This window comes from Pseudomonas amygdali (assembly GCF_002699855.1).
Lineage (GTDB): Bacteria > Pseudomonadota > Gammaproteobacteria > Pseudomonadales > Pseudomonadaceae > Aquipseudomonas > Aquipseudomonas amygdali.
The window spans coordinates 1-18742 of the sequence record NZ_LKBW01000002.1; the positions used below are offsets into that span (position 1 = coordinate 1).

An 18742-nucleotide genomic window follows, 5' to 3' on the forward strand; every position below is an offset into this window, starting at 1 on the left:
CGGACAAGTCCGCTCCCACGCCCTCCGGGCCGAAGCAGCCCTACGCTGGTCCGCGATATTCAGGTTTTGTAGGAGCGGACTCGTCCGAACTGCCGGGAACCGGCAGCAAAGCGGGCATCTCAGCACCTGTGTATGACGCACTCGCTCAAGATCGCGCTTGTAATGATTCTTTATATCATTTAATAATGAATATCATTATTAAGATGAGCTGTGGTCATGGGGTCCGTTCTGCACGAGCTGTCTTATCTGGAAAACTGGCGTGGATTGAGTCTGCGGATTCGTTGCGCCCTTGAGCCCGACGAGCCTCGGCTGATCGAGCATTACCTCGCCGAAGGGCGCTATCTGGCGCGTTTTACTGCCACGCCCCAGCCCATGATTGCCGAAACCACTTTCCGTCTTTTGATAGACACCGCACGCGATACGGCATTGCCGTGGCACTGGCGCTGCCTGTGTCTGGATCAGGCCTGGCGTCCACTGCGTGATTTACAGGCAATCGCCTCCACGCCTGCGCGGCGTCAGCGCTGGCAAGCCTGTGTTCATCAACTGGCGACCTGCGTGCTACAGCCCTCTTTTTCCCTCTCTGAACTGGTGCAAGGACATTGCGATGAGTAATACCCGTATCGAACGCGACAGCATGGGCCAGCTACAGGTCCCGGTCGAGGCCCTTTACGGCGCGCAGACTCAGCGTGCGGTGGAAAACTTTCCGATCAGCCATCAACGTATGCCGCGGCAATTCATTCGTGCCCTGTTGCTGGCCAAGGCGGCTGCAGCGCAGGCGAACCTGGAGCTGGAGCAGATCAGCGAGGGGCAGAGCAGGGCGATTTTCAGTGCCGTGAAAGACCTGCTGGCCAGTGACTACATGGCGCATTTTCCGGTCGATATCTTTCAGACCGGTTCCGGCACCAGTACCAACATGAACGCCAACGAGGTGATCGCCACGCTGGCCACGCGTGTGCTGGGCGAAGAGGTCAACCCCAATGACCACGTCAACTGCGGGCAGAGCAGCAACGACATTATCCCGACCACGATTCATGTGAGCGCTGCACTGGCTCTGCACGAACAACTGCTGCCTGCGCTGGCCCATCTGGTGCGAGTGACCGAACACAAAGCCGAGCAGGTCCATGCCTTCGTCAAGACTGGTCGTACGCATCTGATGGACGCCATGCCCGTGCGTATGAGCCAGGTGCTCAACGGCTGGTCACAGCAGATTCGCGCCAACGTCGAGCATCTGCAAGGTCTCCAGCCGAGCCTTCAGTCACTGGCACAGGGCGGCACCGCAGTCGGTACCGGGATCAACGCGCATCCTGAGTTTTCGGCTCGTTTCAGTCGTCAGTTGAGCACGTTGAGCGGTGTGCAATTCGCACCTGGCAAGAACCTGTTCGCGTTGATCGGTTCGCAGGACACCGCGGTCGCGGTATCCGGCCAGCTCAAGGCCACGGCGGTATCGCTGATGAAAATTGCCAACGACCTGCGCTGGATGAATTCGGGGCCACTGGCAGGGCTGGGTGAGATCGAGCTGGAGGCATTGCAGCCGGGCTCATCGATCATGCCGGGTAAGGTCAACCCGGTCATTCCGGAAGCCACCGCCATGGTTGCCGCGCAAGTGATCGGCAACGACGCGACGATTACCGTGGCGGGGCAGTCCGGCAACTTCGAACTTAACGTGATGCTACCGATCATCGCCCAGAACCTGCTCAGCAGCATCGAGCTGCTGGCCAATTCCAGTCGGCTGCTGGCTGACAAAGCGATTGCGAGCTTCAAGGTCAATGAATCCAAGCTCAAGGAAGCGCTGTCGCGTAATCCGATTCTGGTGACGGCCCTCAACCCGATCATTGGCTATCAGAAAGCCGCCGAAATCGCTAAGACCGCTTACAAGCAGGGCCGTCCGGTCATTGACGTCGCCCTTGAGCACACTGATTTGCAACGTAGCGAACTGGAAGTGTTGCTCAACCCTGAAAAACTCACCGCTGGCGGTATTTGATTCCAGCCAGCCAACGTCCTCTGGAGGTATGACCATGCAGCATTGGAAACGCACTATCGAGCAGGCCAATCGCTGTTTCAATCTGGGCGAGTGGGTCGAAGCCCGCGAGCTTTACCTTCAGGCGCTGGCGTTGGCGCAAGTGTTGTTCGAGCGTTGGGCGGATGTCGACGAGGCCGTCGCGGCCTGTGTGATTTCTCACCACAACCTGGCGGACCTGCACCTGAGCCTCGGTCAGCCTGAGGAAAGCGCTGAATACCTGTGTGCCATTCATCAACATCTATTGCGGACCATGCAGGATCAGCGTTTTCCTCCGGCGCTCCGTGAGGCAGCCTTGCGCCACAGCAGCAAAACCTACGCCGAGTTGCTGAGCTTTATCAGTGAACACGGCGAATACCCGCGCACTCATCGGTTGTTGAACAGCAGCAGCGAGCACACGCGCTCATCGTTGCAGCGCCACTCGGCAGCCACTTCCGGACTTTTCTACGGAGCACATTGAAATGCCTTATACCTTGCCTGCACTGCCTTACGCATACGATGCCCTGGAGCCGCACATCGATGCGCAAACCATGGAGATCCATTACACCAAGCATCACCAGACCTACATCAACAACCTTAATGCTGCGATCGAAGGCACCGAGTTTGCTGACTGGTCCGTCGAGAAGCTGGTGGCCAGCATCAAGCAGTTGCCTGAAAACCTGCGTCCGGCGGTCATCAACCAGGGTGGCGGTCACGCGAATCATTCGTTGTTCTGGGAGTTGATGGTGCCAGGCGGAGGCGGTTTGCCCAAAGGCCCTGTCGCTTTGGCCATCGACGAGCAGCTGGGTGGCTACGACAGATTCAAGGAAGCGTTTACCAAAGCCGCATTGACCCGTTTCGGCAGCGGCTGGGCATGGCTGAGCGTCACCCCCGCCAAAAAGCTGGTGGTTGAAAGCAGCGGTAATCAGGACAGCCCGTTGATGAATGGCAATACGCCGATTCTGGGTCTGGATGTATGGGAGCACGCTTACTACCTGCGCTATCAGAACCGTCGCCCCGAATACATCAACGCGTTCTACAACGTGATCAATTGGGATGAAGTGTCTCGACGTTATCAGGCCGCTCTGGCCTGACTCCCGTAACCGGGCTCAAGGCAGCTTATGCGCTCAGGAATATTCGCTCTCAGCGGTGTGCGGTTGTTGCGGCTCGTCGTAGGCACCGGGCTGCTGTTGGTAGGTATGGCGTTACTGATTGCTCACGGTTTGAGCTGGTTGCGGATGCACTGCTGGTGATCTTGGAAGGGACGTATTTGAGGGTTTACTCGCCCTCATCAAACTTGTTGTTGATCAGTTCAACCAGGCCATCGAGCGCTTCCTGCTCGAATTCGCCTTCGGTTTTCAGATGGATCTCGGTGCCTTTGCCTGCCGCCAGCATCATCACGGCCATGATGCTTTTACCATCGACCATGGTCTGCTCAGAGCGGCCAACCCTGATCGTGCAAGGGAACTTGCCTGCGACGCCGACGAATTTGGCGGCAGCGCGGGCATGCAGGCCCAATTTGTTGATGATGGTGATTTGACGAGCGGGCATCGCAGTGAAAATCCTTTCAGCTAAGGTCGCGGTGGCGAACCTGAACGTTCTTGAGTGATTGTTGCAAGACCTGGCCGAGCCGTTCGGTCAGGTAGACAGAGCGGTGATGTCCGCCGGTGCAGCCAATGGCAATGGTAACGTAAGAACGGTTGCTGGCTGCAAACCGGGGCAACCATTTGTTCAGATAAGCGAAGATGTCCTGAAACATCTCTTCCACATCGGGTTGCACCGACAGGTAGTCGATAACTGGTTGTTCAAGCCCGGAGTGGTCGCGCAGTTCAGGCTTCCAGTACGGGTTGGGCAGGCAGCGCACATCGAATACCAGATCTGCGTCGACGGGCATGCCACGCTTGAAACCAAAGGATTCGATCAGAAACGCAGTGCCTGGCTCGGGCTTGTTCAGCAGGCGAAGCTTGAGTGCGTCGCGCAACTGATAGAGGTTCAGGTGGGTGGTGTTGATTTTCAGGTCAGCCAGATCGATGATCGGGCCCAGCAGCGTTGTCTCGTCGCGTATCGCCTCGGCCAGCGAACGATCTGCCGTGCTCAAAGGATGACGACGCCTGGTTTCCGAGAAACGCTTGAGAAGGGTTGCTTCATCCGCATCCAGGTAAAGCACGTCGCACTGGATGTTGCGTGAGCGGACTTCATCCAGCATTTGCGGAAAGCGGGTCAGGTGACTGGGCAGGTTTCGCGCATCGATGGACACCGCCAGCAAGGGCTCGGCCAGTTCAGTATTGATCAGCGCTCGCTCGGCCAGTTCCGGCAGCAGTCCGGCAGGCAGGTTGTCGACACAGTAAAAACCGTTGTCTTCCAGCACGTCGAGGGCTGTACTTTTACCCGAGCCGGAACGGCCGCTGACGATGATCATGCTCATGTTCAGTTTCCGTTCTGCACGTCCAGCACCACTTGATAAAGCGCTTCGGCACTTTTGGCACTGCGCAGGCGCTTACGCACATCTTTGTCATCAAGCATGCTGGCAATCTGGCGCAATAACTCCAGGTGCTCATCAGTAGCGGCTTGCGGGACCAGCAATACAAACAGCAGGTCAACCGGCGCGCCATCGATGGCGTCGAAATCCACGGGGGTAGCGAGGTGAATGACTGCACTGACAGGCTCGCTGCAGTCAGCAAGGCGGCAATGAGGGATGGCAATACCGTTGCCGAAACCGGTTGAACCCAGTTTTTCGCGGGCAACAAGACTTGCGAATACTGTCTCCGAAACCATGCCCGGTACTTCACGACCGATCAGGTTGGCAATTTCTTCGAGTACACGCTTTTTACTGCCACCCGGCACGTTCACAAGGGAGCGGCCGGGGGTCAGGATATTTTCAATTCGGATCATTTAAATGGGCGTTAGCGAGCGGCCGCACCTTTGAGGATGCTTTGCTGCTTTTCCTTATGCTTGAGCAATTGTCGGTCTAGCTTGTCAGTGAGCAGGTCGATGGCAGCATACATATCGTCATGTTCAGCATTGGCAACGACCTCTCCACCATGGATGTGCAACGTGGCTTCGATCTTCTGCTTGAGCTTTTCGACCGTCATCGTGACCTGCACGTTGGTAATCTTGTCAAAATGCCCCTCGAGCTTTTTGAGCTTGAGCTCAACGTATTCACGAAGGGGTTTGGTCACTTCCAGTTGGTGTCCACTGATGTTGACTTGCATACAGCTTTCTCCTTTGCCAGTGCATAAAGAGGCAGGCATGGCTCCTGTCTCTGGGACGCTGTGGCTGGGCCTGCATCACATCAGCCGCTTGCGCTCACTGGAAGGCGCTATCCCGAGTGACTCGCGGTACTTGGCGACTGTGCGACGGGCTACTTGAATGCCTTGTGCCTCCAGTAAACCAGCGATCTTGCTATCACTCAACGGCTTTTTCTGATTTTCCGCCGCAACCAGTTTTTTGATGATTGCGCGAATTGCCGTGGACGAGCATTCACCGCCCTCGGAAGTGCTCACATGGCTCGAGAAGAAGTATTTCAGCTCGTAAATGCCGCGTGGCGTGTGCATGAACTTCTGGGTGGTCACGCGCGAGATGGTCGATTCATGCATGCCCACTGCCTCGGCAATGTCGTGCAGGACAAGCGGCTTCATCGCCTCGTCGCCGTACTCAAGAAAGCCGCGCTGATGTTCGACGATCTGGGTGGCGACCTTCATCAGTGTCTCGTTGCGGCTATGCAGGCTCTTGATGAACCAGCGCGCCTCTTGCAACTGATTGCGCATGAAGGTGTTGTCTGCGCTGGTATCGGCCCGGCGTACAAAACCTGCGTATTGCGGATTGACGCGCAGGCGCGGTACGGACTCCTGATTGAGCTCGACCAGCCAGCGCTCGTTGTCCTTGCGCACGATTACATCGGGAATGACGTACTCGGCTTCTGTGGATTCGATTTGTGAGCCAGGGCGCGGGTTGAGGCTCTGGACCAGCTCGATGACCTGGCGCAGCTCGTCTTCCTTGAGCTTCATGCGCCGCATCAACTGGCCGTAATCGCGACTTCCCAGCAGGTCGATGTAGTCGGTGACCAACCGTTGCGCTTCCATCAGCCAAGGTGTTTTGGCTGGCAACTGGCGAAGCTGCAGGAGCAGGCATTCGCTCAGGTTTCGGGCGCCGATGCCTGCCGGCTCAAACTGCTGGATGCGGTGCAATACGGCTTCGATTTCGTCGAGTTCGATGTCCAGCTCGGGATCGAAAGACTCGAGAATCTCCTCGAGGGTTTCGTCCAGATAGCCCTGGTTGTTGATGCAGTCGATCAGCGTAACCGCCACCAGGCGGTCCTTGTCGGACATCGGGGCGACGTTCAATTGCCACAGCAGGTGGCTTTGCAGGCTTTCGCCTGCAGATGTGCGTGTGGTGAAGTCCCACTCGTCATCATCGTTGCTTGGCAGGCTGCTGGCGCTGGTCTGGTAGATGTCTTCCCATGCGGTATCGACGGGCAGTTCGTTGGGAATGCGCTCGTTCCATTCGCCGTCTTCAAGGTTATCCACGGTAGGCGCGGATTCCTGGTAGGTCGGTTCCTGAACGTCGGGGTTGGGCTTTTGTTCGATGTTGTCGGCAAGCGGGTCGGAGTTGTCGAAGTCGTCGCCTTCTTCCTGCCGTTCCAGCATGGGGTTCGATTCCAGCGCCTCCTGGATCTCCTGCTGGAGGTCCAGTGTGGAAAGCTGGAGTAAGCGGATTGCCTGTTGCAGCTGCGGTGTCATCGTCAGCTGCTGGCCCATTCTCAAAACTAGCGATGGTTTCATGGCAGGGGCTAAACACCTTATTCGCCGGCGCTCATGCGCCATCTACTACAGGCGCCGGAGCGCCAACTTAAGCAAATTATATGCCTGAAACCTGTACCTTTGCCTAGAGTGGTATGACAAATAAAATATTGTCAACACACTGCACTGGCATCAACCGGCCGCTAAGCGCAAAGGGCAGTCGATTAAAGGCGGAATTCGTGGCCGAGGTAGACCTCTTTTACCAGTTGATTCGCCAGAATGGTCTCGGAATCGCCTTCTGCGATCAGCTGTCCATCGTTGACGATGTAGGCAGTTTCGCAGATGTCCAGCGTTTCACGGACGTTGTGGTCGGTGATCAGTACGCCGATACCCTTGGCCTTGAGGTGGTGAATGATCTGCTTGATATCACCTACCGAAATAGGGTCTACGCCTGCGAAAGGTTCATCCAGCAGGATGAATTTCGGCGCAGTGGCCAAGGCGCGGGCAATTTCCACGCGGCGGCGCTCGCCGCCCGACAGGCTCATGCCCAGGTTGTCGCGAATGTGGGTGATGTGAAACTCCTGCAAGAGGCTTTCGAGCTCCTTGCGGCGTGCTCCGGCATCGAGTTCCTTGCGGGTCTCGAGAATCGCCATGATGTTGTCGGACACTGAAAGCTTGCGGAAAATCGAGGCTTCCTGCGGCAGGTAGCCGATGCCGGCTCGGGCGCGACCGTGCATGGGTTGATGGCTGACATCCAGATCGTCAATCAGCACGCGACCCTGATCAGCCTGGACCAGACCTACGATCATGTAGAAGCAGGTGGTCTTGCCGGCACCGTTGGGGCCCAGCAGGCCGACGATCTGGCCGCTGTCGATGGAAATGCTCACATCGCGCACGACCTGCCGGCTTTTGTAGCTTTTAGCCAGATGCTGGGCTTTGAGCGTCGCCATTTACTGGGCCTTCTGAGGTTGGTCGGTTTTCTTTTTCGGCTGGATGACCATGTCGATACGCGGACGTGGTGTGGTCACCTTGGCACCGCCATTGGCCCGACCGGCGCTGACGACCTGTCTGACCGTGTCATAAACGATTTTCTCGCCTTCGGAAGTATTGCCATCATTGATGACCTTGGCCTTGTCGATGAGGACGATACGGTCCTGCCCGGCGTAGTACTGAATAGTGACGGCATAGGCCTGCACAATCGGTTTGTCTACGGCAGGCTTCTGCTCGTAATAGGCCAGATTGCCGACAGAGGTGAACACATCCACTTCGCCCTGGGCATTACGCGTGATCGTCACAGTGTTACCGGTGATCTTCATCGAGCCCTGGGTGATGATGACGTTGCCCTTGTAGGTTGCTACGCCTTTCTTGTCATCGAGCTGAGCATCGTCAGACTGGATGTGGATCGGCTGATCGCGGTCGGTTGGCAGGGACCAGGCGCTCGCGCTTCCCAGTGCTGCGCCCAGGCCGAGCAATAAAGGAAGAGTTTTAACGAGCCTCATACTGTCCTCTTACGTTGGACAGCAGGTCCATCCTGCTGTCTTTCAAATATGCTTTCATTCCCTTGGCCGTAGTCACACCGCCGGCGCCGTCGATTCTAACGTCTTGCTCGGTCTGCGCATATTGCTTCTGAGGGAATACGGTCATTCGACTGGTAGTGATAATAGTCGTACGTTGTTTTTCATCGGTACGCTCGACACGAACGGAATCGATCAGCTCGACCTGGTCGCCGCCGGACGAAACTTCGCCTTTCTTGCTCTGTACGTGCCATGGAAACTCGCCACCGCGGTACATGTGCAGGTCGGGCGTGGTCAACAGGGTCACGTCAGTGGCTTTCACGTGCTCGACTTTGTCGGAGGTCATGTCGTACTGAAGCGTGCCATCGGGCAGGTACTGCACGCTGTGGGCATTGATCGCATAGTAGTCGATGACCGTGTCGTCAACGGTCGACACCGGCTGATCCATAAAACTTTCCGGGCTGATGTTCCAGTAACCGACCGCTGCCAGCAGCAGCGCCAGTACCCCGAGCAGCAGGAACTTGCGAATTTTTTTAGTGAACATAATGGCTTCTATAAATAGACGGAGTGAGCCGCTTCAAGGTTGCCTTGCGCACTCAGAATCAGTTCGCAGAATTCGCGTGCCGCACCTTCGCCGCCCCGCGCTCTGGTTATTCCGTGTGCATGCTCGCGTACAAAACTCGCGGCATTGGCAACCGCCATGCCCAGACCGACGCGCCTGATGACTGGCAAGTCTGGCAGATCATCACCCAGATAGGCGACTTGTTCGTAACCAAGCTGGAGTTCTGCGAGCAGTTTGTCCAGTACTACCAACTTGTCTTCACGTCCCTGAAACAGGTGTTCAATGCCCAGGCTCTTTGCCCGGCGCTCGACTATCGCAGTCTTGCGGCCGCTGATAATGGCTGTTGTGACGCCTGAGGCTATCAGCATTTTTATGCCTTGGCCGTCGAGAGTGTTGAATGTCTTGATCTCGCTGCCATCTTCCATGAAGTAAAGGCGGCCGTCGGTCAGTACGCCATCGACGTCGAAAACGGCCAGCTTGATAGCCTTGCCGCGTTGCATGAGGTCCTGGGTCATCGTTTCGGTTTCCATTACATGACGCCTGCGCGCAAAAGATCCTGCAAGTTGAACGCGCCAACCGGCCGGTCGTACTGGTCTACGACAACAAGCGCACTGATTTTGTTGTCCTCCATGATTTTCAGCGCTTCGGCGGCCAGCATTTCTGCATGGGCCGTCTTGCCGTGAAGGGTCATGACTTCATCAATGATGGTCTGGCGAATATCGACGGGGCGGTCCAGCGTTCTGCGCAAATCGCCGTCGGTGAAGATACCGGCCAGTGTGCCGTCAGCTTCGACAATCGCGGTCATGCCCAGGCCCTTGCGGGTCATTTCCAGCAGCGCATCCCTGAGCAGCGTGCCGCGTTGAACGCTGGGCAGTGCGTCGCCGGAGTGCATGACATTCTCAACCTTGAGCAGCAGGCGACGACCCAGCGCTCCGCCCGGATGGGAGAATGCAAAGTCTTCAGCGGTGAAACCCCGTGCGTCCAGCAGCGCCACGGCCAGAGCGTCGCCCATGACCAGTGCCGCGGTGGTCGAAGAGGTCGGTGCCAGATTGAGCGGGCAGGCCTCATGCACGACGTGGGTGTTGAGATTGATGTCGGCAGCCTTGGCCAGAACGGACTCGGGGTCGCCGGTCAGGCTGATCATCTTTATGCCCAGGCGCTTGATCAGCGGCAGCAGGGTCACGATCTCGTGGGTGCTGCCGGAGTTCGACAGGGCCAGGATGATGTCATCGCGGGTGATCATGCCCATGTCGCCATGACTGGCTTCAGCTGGATGCACGAAAAAAGAGGTAGTGCCCGTGCTCGCCAGTGTGGCGGCAATCTTGTTGCCGATGTGTCCGGACTTGCCCATGCCGACCACAACAACTCGGCCCTTGCTGGCGAGGATCATTTCGCACGCGCGCACGAAATCGCCGTCAAGACGTTCAAGCAAGCCTTGTATGGCTTCTATCTCAAGGCGAATGGTGCGTTGCGCCGATTGGATCAGGTCACTGGATTGGTTCATGTCTGGAAAGGGTCAGCCTGCTGAAAGGCGGCGATTATAGCGGTAATGAACGATTCCCTCACGTCTGATCGTCGTTGTGTTGTTTTTAAACGAATTTCCTACGCACTTGAGGGTCTGTATCCACGCCTGATGCCATAACATTGTGGTACAGAATAATTCAACGATTACCTGAACCGCTCGGTTCTCTTCTTGGGGGCGGGTGGCGGCGGTGGTATAGTTCGCGGCCTGTTCGGCGCGCCTGGACAGCTGGTCGGCCTCCAAGAACCGACGGCTGAGGGCGGAGGCTGTATCGCAAGGAGTTTAGATGAGCCCTGATGACGCCTATGCGGTCGAGTTGAAAGGTGTGTCTTTCAAACGCGGTACGCGCAGCATTTTCAATAACGTTGATATTCGTATTCCGCGGGGCAAGGTCACCGGGATCATGGGGCCGTCCGGTTGTGGCAAGACTACCTTGCTGCGCTTGATGGGGGCTCAGTTGCGTCCAAGCGAAGGGCAGGTGTGGGTCAATGGTCAGAACCTGCCTGAGCTGTCGCGCAGTGATCTGTTCGATGCTCGCAAGCAGATGGGCGTGTTGTTTCAGAGCGGAGCACTGTTTACCGATCTGGACGTTTTCGAAAACGTCGCTTTTCCCTTGCGCGTGCACACTGAACTGCCGGAAGAAATGATCCGCGACATCGTGCTGCTCAAGCTTCAGGCTGTGGGCCTGCGCGGTGCGGTCGAACTGATGCCCGATGAACTGTCGGGTGGTATGAAGCGTCGTGTCGCGCTGGCCCGGGCCATCGCTCTCGATCCGCAGATTCTCATGTATGACGAGCCCTTCGTAGGGCAGGACCCGATTGCGATGGGCGTGCTGGTACGCCTGATCCGCTTGCTCAACGACGCATTGGGCATCACCAGTATCGTGGTGTCCCATGACCTCAGCGAGACAGCGAGCATTGCCGACTATCTCTATGTAGTGGGTGGCGGGCAGGTGCTGGGGCAGGGCACGCCTGAAGAACTGATGTCCTCGGACAACCCACGCATTCGTCAATTCATGACCGGCGAGCCTGATGGCCCTGTACCGTTCCACTATCCGGCGCCGGATTTTCGCGAAGATCTATTGGGGAAGCGCTGATGCGCAATAAGTCACTGATGGACCGGGTACGCCTGTTAGGGCGTTCGGCCATTGATATTGTTACTGTTCTGGGCCGTTCCGGTCTGTTTCTGGTAAACGCCCTGCTTGGCCGCGGCGGTGCGGGCAGCAGTTTTCAACTGCTGGTAAGGCAGCTGTATTCGGTCGGTGTCATGTCGCTGGTCATCATCGTGGTGTCCGGCATGTTCATCGGCATGGTGCTGGCGCTGCAGGGCTTCAGCATTCTGACCAAGTACGGCTCCGAGCAGGCCGTTGGCCAGATGGTCGCACTGACCCTGCTGCGTGAGCTGGGGCCTGTGGTTACAGCCCTGCTGTTCGCCGGGCGTGCAGGTTCTGCGCTGACCGCCGAGATCGGCAACATGAAATCCACCGAGCAGTTGTCGAGCCTTGAGATGATCGGTGTCGATCCACTCAAGTACATCGTTGCGCCACGCCTGTGGGCAGGTTTCATCTCGATGCCGATTCTGGCGATGATTTTCAGTGTGGTCGGTATCTGGGGCGCTTCCTGGGTAGCGATCGATTGGCTGGGCGTCTATGACGGTTCTTTCTGGTCGAACATGCAGAACAGCGTTTCTTTCACGAACGATGTGCTCAATGGGGTGATCAAAAGCGTCGTATTTGCCTTCGTGGTGACATGGATTGCCGTTTTCCAGGGGTACGATTGCGATCCTACTTCCGAGGGGATCAGCCGCGCGACGACCAGAACCGTCGTTTACGCCTCGTTGGCCGTGCTGGGACTGGACTTTATTTTGACCGCATTGATGTTTGGAGATTTCTGATGCAAAACCGTGCCATCGAAACCGGAGTCGGTCTGTTCCTGCTGGCGGGGATACTGGCTCTGCTCCTGCTGGCCCTGCGAGTCAGTGGTCTGAGCACGAGCGCGAGCACCGACACTTATAAACTTTATGCCTACTTCGACAATATTGCCGGTTTGACTGTCAGAGCCAAGGTAAGCATGGCTGGCGTCACGATCGGCAAGGTGATGGCGATCGATCTGGATCACGACACCTTCACCGGTCGCGTCACGCTGGAGATTCAAAAGAAGGTCGATAACCTGCCTTCCGATTCCACGGCGTCGATCCTGACTGCTGGCCTGCTGGGTGAGAAGTACATTGGTCTCAGCGTCGGTGGCGATGACAAGCTGCTCAAAGACGGTGCAACCATTCATGACACGCAGTCGTCGCTTGTGCTGGAAGACCTGATCGGGAAATTCCTGCTCAATACCGTAAGCAAAGACGCCAAGTAAGCCAAGTAAGGAGCTTTAAATGATCTCTATCCTGCGCCGTGGTCTGTTGATATTGCTGGCCACCTTGCCGATGCTGGCCAACGCTGCGGCAACGCCCTCAGCTCACGATCTGGTGGAACGTACCACCAAGGAGCTGTTGAGTGACCTGGCGACCAACCGTGAGCAGTACAAGTCGAATCCGAGTGCCTTCTACGATGCACTGAACCGCATTGTCGGTCCTGTCGTGGATGCCGATGGCATTTCCAAAAGCATCATGACCGTGAAGTACTCCCGCAAGGCGAGCCCTGAACAGGTGAAGCGTTTCGAGGAAAACTTCAAGCGCAGCCTGATGCAGTTCTACGGCAATGCCTTGCTTGAATTCAACAACCAGGGCATCACCGTCGCACCTGCCAAGGACGAAGGCGATGACCGCACCAGCGTTGACATGCAGGTCAAAGGCAATAACGGCGCGATCTATCCGGTTTCCTACACGCTGGTCAAGCTGAACGGCGAGTGGAAAGTGCGTAACGTTGTCATCAACGGTATCAATATCGGCAAGCTGTTCCGTGATCAGTTCGCCGATGCCATGCAGCGCAACGGCAACAACCTGGATACCACCATCAACAACTGGGCTGGCGAAGTGGCCAAGACCAAGTCCACCGTAGACGCTGCGCAGAAGCCTGCACAATGACAGAGTCCGCCGTCCGCCTCGTCGGGCCTGGCGAGCTCAGGCTGATTGGTGTGCTGGATTACCGCACCGGGCCACAGCTGCGCAAGCAGGGTGCGGCGCTGATCAAGTCGGGTGATCTGGCCGATCTGACACTTGATTGCTCGGGCGTCGAGAAATCCAGCAGTGTAGGCCTCGCCTTGCTGCTGGCTTTCATGCGTGATGCACAGGAGGCAGGCAAGTCGATCACTGTCCGCTCGATGCCTGAAGACATGCGTCAGATAGCCCGTGTATCAGGTCTGACCGAGCTACTGGACACCCACTGACAGGCGTCATCGAAAAAGCCCTTTATCCGGGACCTGCTTGTCGGGCTTCGCATAACATGGGCTTTTTTGTATGATGGCAGACCCGCGCGCGTACAGCGCCGATCGAGGTTAAGCATGCAGGCCGTAGAAGTTAAAAGCTTCCTTGAAGGAAAGCTGCCGGAAATCAAAGTGGAAGTCGAAGGCGAAGGCTGCAACTTCCAGCTGAATATTATCAGCGACGAGTTGGCCGGCCTGAGTCCGGTCAAGCGTCAGCAACAGATTTATACCCATCTGAACCCCTGGATTGCCGATGGCAGCATCCACGCGGTGACCATGAAATTTTTCAGCCGCGCTGCATGGGCCGAGCGTTCCTGAGCCAATTGGTGTCGAGACTCTAATGGATAAATTGATTATTACCGGCGGCGTTCGTCTTGATGGCGAAATTCGCATCTCCGGGGCAAAGAACTCTGCCTTGCCGATCCTTGCCGCCACATTGCTGGCTGACGGGCCGGTTACTGTTCAGAACCTGCCCCACCTGCACGACATCACCACCATGATCGAGCTGTTCGGTCGCATGGGCATCGAGCCTGTGATCGATGAAAAGCTCAGCGTCGAGATCGACCCGCGCACCATCAAGACTCTGGTCGCCCCGTACGAACTGGTGAAAACCATGCGTGCGTCGATTCTGGTATTGGGCCCGATGGTCGCTCGCTTCGGCGAGGCCGAAGTGGCGCTGCCAGGCGGCTGCGCCATTGGTTCGCGTCCGGTTGATCTGCATATCCGCGGTCTTGAGGCCATGGGCGCGATCATCGATGTCGAGGGTGGCTACATCAAGGCCAAGGCACCCGAGGGTGGCCTGCGTGGTGCCAACTTCTTCTTCGATACCGTGAGTGTGACCGGTACTGAAAACATCATGATGGCCGCCAGCCTCGCCAACGGCCGCAGCGTTCTGCAGAACGCTGCTCGCGAGCCCGAGGTTGTCGATCTGGCCAACTTCCTGATCGCGATGGGCGCAAAAATTCACGGCGCAGGCACCGACACCATCACTATCGATGGCGTCAAGCGTCTGGGCCCGGCCACCTACAAGGTCATGCCTGACCGTATCGAGACCGGCACCTATCTGGTAGCCGCTGCCGTTACCGGTGGTCGCGTCAAGGTCAAGGACACTGATCCGACCATCCTTGAAGCGGTGCTGCTCAAGCTTCAGGAAGCCGGTGCCGAAGTCACGACCGGTGAAGACTGGATCGAGCTGAACATGCACGGCAAGCGTCCAAAGGCTGTCAACGTGCGTACCGCGCCGTATCCTGCGTTTCCGACCGACATGCAGGCGCAGTTCATCTCGCTCAATGCGATTGCCGAAGGTACGGGTGCGGTCATCGAGACCATCTTTGAAAACCGCTTCATGCACGTGTATGAAATGCACCGCATGGGCGCTCAGATCCAGGTTGAAGGCAACACTGCCATTGTCACCGGCACCGAAGTGCTCAAGGGCGCGCCAGTCATGGCGACCGACCTGCGTGCATCGGCCAGTCTGGTGATCTCTGCGCTGGTTGCCCAGGGCGACACGCTGATCGACCGCATCTACCACATCGATCGTGGTTACGAGTGCATCGAAGAGAAGCTGCAAATGCTGGGCGCCAAGATCCGCCGCGTTCCGGGCTAGTAGCGCGTGGCCCTGATGCCACTGGCATCGGGGCCGCCTGTTCTGTCGCGGGTGTGATTTCTGATTCGTTTCACTTCAGGCCGAACACGCTTGAGGGTTGTCATGCGCCGCTTGCGTCGTGACAAAAGTTTCCTGATAAGGACTTACGTTTCCCATGTTGACCATCGCACTGTCCAAGGGCCGCATTCTTGACGACACCCTGCCGCTTCTCGCTGAAGCGGGCATCGTGCCGACCGAGAATCCGGACAAGAGCCGCAAGCTCATCATCCCCACGACTCAGGCCGATGTGCGCCTGCTGATCGTGCGTGCCACCGATGTGCCGACCTATATCGAGCATGGTGCCGCCGATCTGGGCGTCGCGGGCAAGGATGTGTTGATGGAATATACCGGCCAGGGCCTTTACGAGCCTCTGGACCTGCAGATTGCCAAGTGCAAGCTGATGACTGCCGGTGCCATCGGTGCGGTCGAGCCCAAGGGCCGTCTGCGCGTGGCGACCAAGTTCGTCAACGTTGCCAAGCGTTACTACGCCGAACAGGGTCGTCAGGTCGATATCATCAAGCTGTACGGTTCCATGGAGCTGGCACCGCTGATCGGTCTGGCAGACAAGATCATCGACGTAGTCGACACCGGTAATACCTTGCGAGCCAATGGCCTTGAGCCTCAGGAACTGATCGCTACCATCAGCTCGCGTCTGGTAGTCAACAAGGCTTCCATGAAGATGCAGCACGCACGCATTCAGGCCCTCATCGACACCCTGCGCAAGGCAGTGGAGTCGCGACACCGTAGCTGATTCATTCACGCAACGTTGAGTTGCGTCCAGCTATCCGTGTCATAGCCAAATTTCTCAGGTGCCTGCGCGGATAGCTTGGTAGCTTTAGGCTCCTGAGCATCCGCCAATTATTGAGGCCCCCGCTATGACCACGCCCACTGCAATTCGCCGACTCGACGCTGCTGACCCGGATTTCGCACGACATCTGGATCACCTGCTGAGCTGGGAAAGCGTGTCTGACGACTCGGTCAACCAGCGCGTGCTCGACATCATCAAGGCGGTACGTGAGCGCGGCGACGAGGCGTTGGTCGAGTTCACCCAGAAGTTTGACGGGCTGCAGGTCGCGTCGATGGCCGACCTGATTCTGCCTCGCGAGCGCTTGGAACTGGCATTGACCCGCATCACGCCGGTCCAGCGCGAGGCGCTGGAAAAAGCCGCCGAGCGTGTGCGCAGCTACCACGAGAAACAGAAACAGGATTCCTGGAGCTATACCGAGGCCGATGGCACGGTGCTGGGCCAGAAGGTTACGCCGCTGGACCGCGCAGGCCTGTATGTGCCCGGTGGCAAAGCCTCGTACCCGTCTTCGGTATTGATGAATGCCATTCCGGCCAAAGTGGCGGGCGTGACCGAGGTGGTCATGGTCGTGCCGACACCGCGTGGTGAAATCAACGAACTGGTGCTGGCCGCTGCCTGTATTGCGGGTGTCGACCGGGTGTTCACCATCGGCGGTGCGCAAGCTGTGGCAGCGCTGGCCTACGGCACTGAAAGCGTGCCAAAGGTCGATAAGGTTGTCGGCCCCGGGAATATTTATGTGGCCACCGCCAAGCGCCACGTATTCGGTCAGGTCGGGATCGACATGATCGCCGGTCCTTCCGAGATTCTTGTGGTGTGTGACGGCCAGACCGATCCTGACTGGATTGCCATGGACCTGTTCTCCCAGGCCGAGCACGATGAAGATGCCCAGGCCATTCTGGTCAGCCCGGATGCCGATTTTCTCGACAAGGTTGCCGCCAGTATCACGCGTCTGCTGCCAACCATGGAGCGCGCGGCTATCGTCGAAACGTCGATCAACGGTCGCGGCGCATTGATAAAAGTGGCAGACATGGCGCAAGCCATCGAAGTTGCCAATCGCATTGCGCCTGAGCACCTTGAATTGTCCGTCGCCGATCCGGAAGCCTGGCTGCCACAGATCCGCCATGCGGGTGCGATCTTCATGGGGCGCCACACCTCCGAAGCACTGGGCGACTATTGCGCAGGTCCCAACCACGTACTGCCGACCTCCGGCACGGCACGTTTTTCCTCGCCGCTGGGCGTGTACGATTTTCAGAAGCGCTCGTCTATCATCTACTGCTCGCCGCAGGGTGCGTCCGAGCTGGGTAAGACAGCGTCGGTGCTGGCTCGTGGCGAATCCCTTAGCGGCCATGCCCGCAGTGCTGAATATCGAATTACTGATCCCGACTGGAAAGCAGGCAATACAGAGGACGGCAAATAATGAGCAAATTCTGGAGTCCTTTCGTCAGCGATCTGGTGCCTTATGTGCCGGGCGAGCAGCCGAAGTTGACCCGGCTGGTCAAGCTCAATACCAATGAAAACCCGTATGGCCCGTCGCCCAAGGCTGTCGAGGCCATGCGTGCCGCGCTGACCGACGACTTGCGTCTGTACCCGGACCCCAACAGCGACCTGCTCAAGCACGCTGTCGCCGATTACTACAAGGTGCAGCCCAATCAGGTGTTCCTGGGCAATGGCTCGGATGAAGTGCTGGCGCACATTTTCCACGCTTTGTTTCAGCACGATGCTCCGCTGCTGTTTCCGGACATCAGCTACAGCTTCTATCCGGTCTACTGCGGTCTGTACGGGATCGATTACGAAATGATCGCGCTGGACGATCAGTTCCAGATTCGTGCCGAAGACTACGCCAGACCCAATGCCGGGATCATTTTCCCTAACCCGAATGCACCGACCGGTTGCCTGCTCGGTCTGGACAAGGTCGAGCAGATTATCAAGGCCAGCCCGGATTCAGTGGTCGTCGTTGACGAAGCGTACATCGACTTTGGTGGCGAGACCGCGATCACGCTGGTTGATCGCTACCCGAACCTGCTGGTCACTCAGACCTTGTCAAAGTCGCGCTCGCTGGCCGGTCTGCGTGTCGGCCTGGCGGTGGGGCATCCTGATCTGATCGAAGCGCTGGAGAGGGTCAAGAACAGCTTCAACTCCTATCCGCTGGACCGTATGGCCAATGTGGGTGGTGCGGCAGCTTTCGAGGATCGCGAGCACTTCGAGTCGACGCGCAACAAGGTCATCGAAAGCCGCGAGGCGCTGGTCGAACAGTTGCAGGGCAAAGGCTTTGAAGTGCTGCCATCGGCAGCCAACTTCATCTTCGCCCGCCACCCGCAACACGATGCTGCAGCCCTGGCTGCGAAACTGCGCGAGCAGGGCGTCATCGTTCGCCACTTCAAACAGCAGCGAATCGCCCAGTTCCTGCGCATCAGCATCGGCACGCCAGAGCAGCATCATGCGTTGCTGGAAGGGTTGAGCGATATCTGAGACGCGGATCGGTCAGCCCGAAAACGGGCTGACCTTGCGCTGCCATAGGATCATCGATGCCGCAGAGCATCCGCATGGCCTGGAAACACCGCCGACCTATGTGAGTAATCCAAATGGCTCGA

At 57.5% G+C, this 18742-nt stretch carries 24 protein-coding genes; 14 read left to right on the plus strand and 10 right to left on the minus strand.

Going from position 1 to position 18742, the window contains the following annotated elements:
- Positions 1 to 216: 216 nt before the first annotated feature.
- From AO277_RS00545 to AO277_RS00560, 4 genes are read left to right on the plus strand one after another with little or no spacing between them, the layout of a single operon-like run.
- Positions 217 to 612, plus strand: a complete 396-nt coding sequence (locus AO277_RS00545; RefSeq protein WP_044317657.1) for a hypothetical protein — start codon at positions 217 to 219, stop codon at positions 610 to 612.
- Positions 605 to 1981, plus strand: coding sequence for a class II fumarate hydratase (locus AO277_RS00550; protein ID WP_099258707.1), 1377 nt, complete (start codon positions 605 to 607; stop codon positions 1979 to 1981). Before AO277_RS00545 ends, AO277_RS00550 begins: the two co-directional genes overlap by 8 nt.
- Positions 1982 to 2015: 34 nt before the next feature.
- Positions 2016 to 2477: a DUF2753 family protein gene (locus tag AO277_RS00555; RefSeq protein WP_044317655.1), complete on the plus strand. Its 462-nt coding sequence runs from the start codon at positions 2016 to 2018 to the stop codon at positions 2475 to 2477.
- A gap of 1 nt (position 2478) precedes the next feature.
- Positions 2479 to 3090 (plus strand): superoxide dismutase, encoded by a 612-nt coding sequence (locus AO277_RS00560; protein WP_044317654.1) that lies wholly within the window; start codon positions 2479 to 2481, stop codon positions 3088 to 3090.
- A gap of 184 nt (positions 3091 to 3274) precedes the next feature.
- Here the strand turns inward: AO277_RS00560 and AO277_RS00570 are convergent, their stop codons facing one another.
- The 10 genes from AO277_RS00570 to AO277_RS00615 all read right to left on the minus strand — a co-directional run bounded on the left by AO277_RS00570 (position 3275) and on the right by AO277_RS00615 (position 10315).
- Positions 3275 to 3547 (minus strand): HPr family phosphocarrier protein, encoded by a 273-nt coding sequence (locus AO277_RS00570; RefSeq protein ID WP_002555094.1) that lies wholly within the window; start codon positions 3545 to 3547, stop codon positions 3275 to 3277.
- 16 nt (positions 3548 to 3563) lie between these two features.
- On the minus strand, positions 3564 to 4421 hold the full coding sequence (gene rapZ, locus AO277_RS00575) for an RNase adapter RapZ (protein WP_044317653.1): 858 nt from the start codon (positions 4419 to 4421) through the stop codon (positions 3564 to 3566).
- A gap of 2 nt (positions 4422 to 4423) precedes the next feature.
- Positions 4424 to 4888 carry a PTS IIA-like nitrogen regulatory protein PtsN gene (gene ptsN / locus AO277_RS00580; RefSeq protein ID WP_044317652.1) on the minus strand — a complete coding sequence of 155 codons (465 nt, stop codon included), beginning with the start codon at positions 4886 to 4888 and terminating at the stop codon, positions 4424 to 4426.
- A gap of 11 nt (positions 4889 to 4899) precedes the next feature.
- A complete protein-coding gene (gene hpf, locus AO277_RS00585) occupies positions 4900 to 5208 on the minus strand; it encodes a ribosome hibernation-promoting factor, HPF/YfiA family (RefSeq protein WP_002555091.1) in 309 nt (102 codons plus the stop codon).
- Positions 5209 to 5283: 75 nt separating this feature from the next.
- Positions 5284 to 6777, minus strand: a complete 1494-nt coding sequence (locus AO277_RS00590; protein WP_044317651.1) for an RNA polymerase factor sigma-54 — start codon at positions 6775 to 6777, stop codon at positions 5284 to 5286.
- 182 nt (positions 6778 to 6959) lie between these two features.
- The gene (gene lptB, locus AO277_RS00595; RefSeq protein ID WP_002555089.1) at positions 6960 to 7685 is read right to left on the minus strand and encodes an LPS export ABC transporter ATP-binding protein; all 726 of its coding nucleotides are present in this window, start codon (positions 7683 to 7685) and stop codon (positions 6960 to 6962) included.
- Complete coding sequence (gene lptA, locus AO277_RS00600; protein ID WP_002555088.1) at positions 7686 to 8234, minus strand: lipopolysaccharide transport periplasmic protein LptA; 549 nt, start codon at positions 8232 to 8234, stop codon at positions 7686 to 7688.
- Positions 8221 to 8793 (minus strand): LPS export ABC transporter periplasmic protein LptC, encoded by a 573-nt coding sequence (gene lptC / locus AO277_RS00605; protein WP_002555087.1) that lies wholly within the window; start codon positions 8791 to 8793, stop codon positions 8221 to 8223. The genes lptA and lptC overlap by 14 nt, the downstream gene beginning before the upstream one ends.
- 8 nt (positions 8794 to 8801) lie before the next feature.
- On the minus strand, positions 8802 to 9341 hold the full coding sequence (locus AO277_RS00610; RefSeq protein ID WP_004666191.1) for a KdsC family phosphatase: 540 nt from the start codon (positions 9339 to 9341) through the stop codon (positions 8802 to 8804).
- On the minus strand, positions 9341 to 10315 hold the full coding sequence (locus tag AO277_RS00615; protein WP_044317650.1) for a KpsF/GutQ family sugar-phosphate isomerase: 975 nt from the start codon (positions 10313 to 10315) through the stop codon (positions 9341 to 9343). The genes AO277_RS00610 and AO277_RS00615 overlap by 1 nt, the downstream gene beginning before the upstream one ends.
- 304 nt (positions 10316 to 10619) lie before the next feature.
- Here AO277_RS00615 and AO277_RS00620 point away from each other — a divergent pair, with 304 nt between their 5' ends.
- From AO277_RS00620 to hisC, 10 genes are all read left to right on the plus strand, one after another.
- A complete protein-coding gene (locus tag AO277_RS00620; protein ID WP_044317649.1) occupies positions 10620 to 11429 on the plus strand; it encodes an ATP-binding cassette domain-containing protein in 810 nt (269 codons plus the stop codon).
- Positions 11429 to 12226 (plus strand): lipid asymmetry maintenance ABC transporter permease subunit MlaE, encoded by a 798-nt coding sequence (gene mlaE, locus AO277_RS00625; protein ID WP_002555083.1) that lies wholly within the window; start codon positions 11429 to 11431, stop codon positions 12224 to 12226. The genes AO277_RS00620 and mlaE overlap by 1 nt, the downstream gene beginning before the upstream one ends.
- Positions 12226 to 12693 (plus strand): outer membrane lipid asymmetry maintenance protein MlaD, encoded by a 468-nt coding sequence (gene mlaD / locus AO277_RS00630; protein WP_044317648.1) that lies wholly within the window; start codon positions 12226 to 12228, stop codon positions 12691 to 12693. The genes mlaE and mlaD overlap by 1 nt, the downstream gene beginning before the upstream one ends.
- Positions 12694 to 12712: 19 nt before the next feature.
- Positions 12713 to 13363: an MlaC/ttg2D family ABC transporter substrate-binding protein gene (locus AO277_RS00635; protein WP_002555081.1), complete on the plus strand. Its 651-nt coding sequence runs from the start codon at positions 12713 to 12715 to the stop codon at positions 13361 to 13363.
- Positions 13360 to 13665, plus strand: coding sequence for an STAS domain-containing protein (locus AO277_RS00640; protein ID WP_002555080.1), 306 nt, complete (start codon positions 13360 to 13362; stop codon positions 13663 to 13665). The genes AO277_RS00635 and AO277_RS00640 overlap by 4 nt, the downstream gene beginning before the upstream one ends.
- 114 nt (positions 13666 to 13779) lie before the next feature.
- A complete protein-coding gene (locus tag AO277_RS00645) occupies positions 13780 to 14019 on the plus strand; it encodes a BolA family protein (RefSeq protein WP_002555079.1) in 240 nt (79 codons plus the stop codon).
- A 22-nt stretch (positions 14020 to 14041) separates the two neighbouring features.
- The gene (murA, locus tag AO277_RS00650) at positions 14042 to 15307 is read left to right on the plus strand and encodes a UDP-N-acetylglucosamine 1-carboxyvinyltransferase (protein WP_002555078.1); all 1266 of its coding nucleotides are present in this window, start codon (positions 14042 to 14044) and stop codon (positions 15305 to 15307) included.
- Positions 15308 to 15461: 154 nt separating this feature from the next.
- Positions 15462 to 16097 (plus strand): ATP phosphoribosyltransferase, encoded by a 636-nt coding sequence (hisG, locus tag AO277_RS00660; RefSeq protein ID WP_044317647.1) that lies wholly within the window; start codon positions 15462 to 15464, stop codon positions 16095 to 16097.
- Positions 16098 to 16221: 124 nt separating this feature from the next.
- Positions 16222 to 17568, plus strand: coding sequence for a histidinol dehydrogenase (hisD, locus tag AO277_RS00665; RefSeq protein ID WP_004666188.1), 1347 nt, complete (start codon positions 16222 to 16224; stop codon positions 17566 to 17568).
- Positions 17568 to 18620 (plus strand): histidinol-phosphate transaminase, encoded by a 1053-nt coding sequence (hisC, locus tag AO277_RS00670; RefSeq protein WP_044317646.1) that lies wholly within the window; start codon positions 17568 to 17570, stop codon positions 18618 to 18620. Before hisD ends, hisC begins: the two co-directional genes overlap by 1 nt.
- Positions 18621 to 18742: the final 122 nt, after the last annotated feature.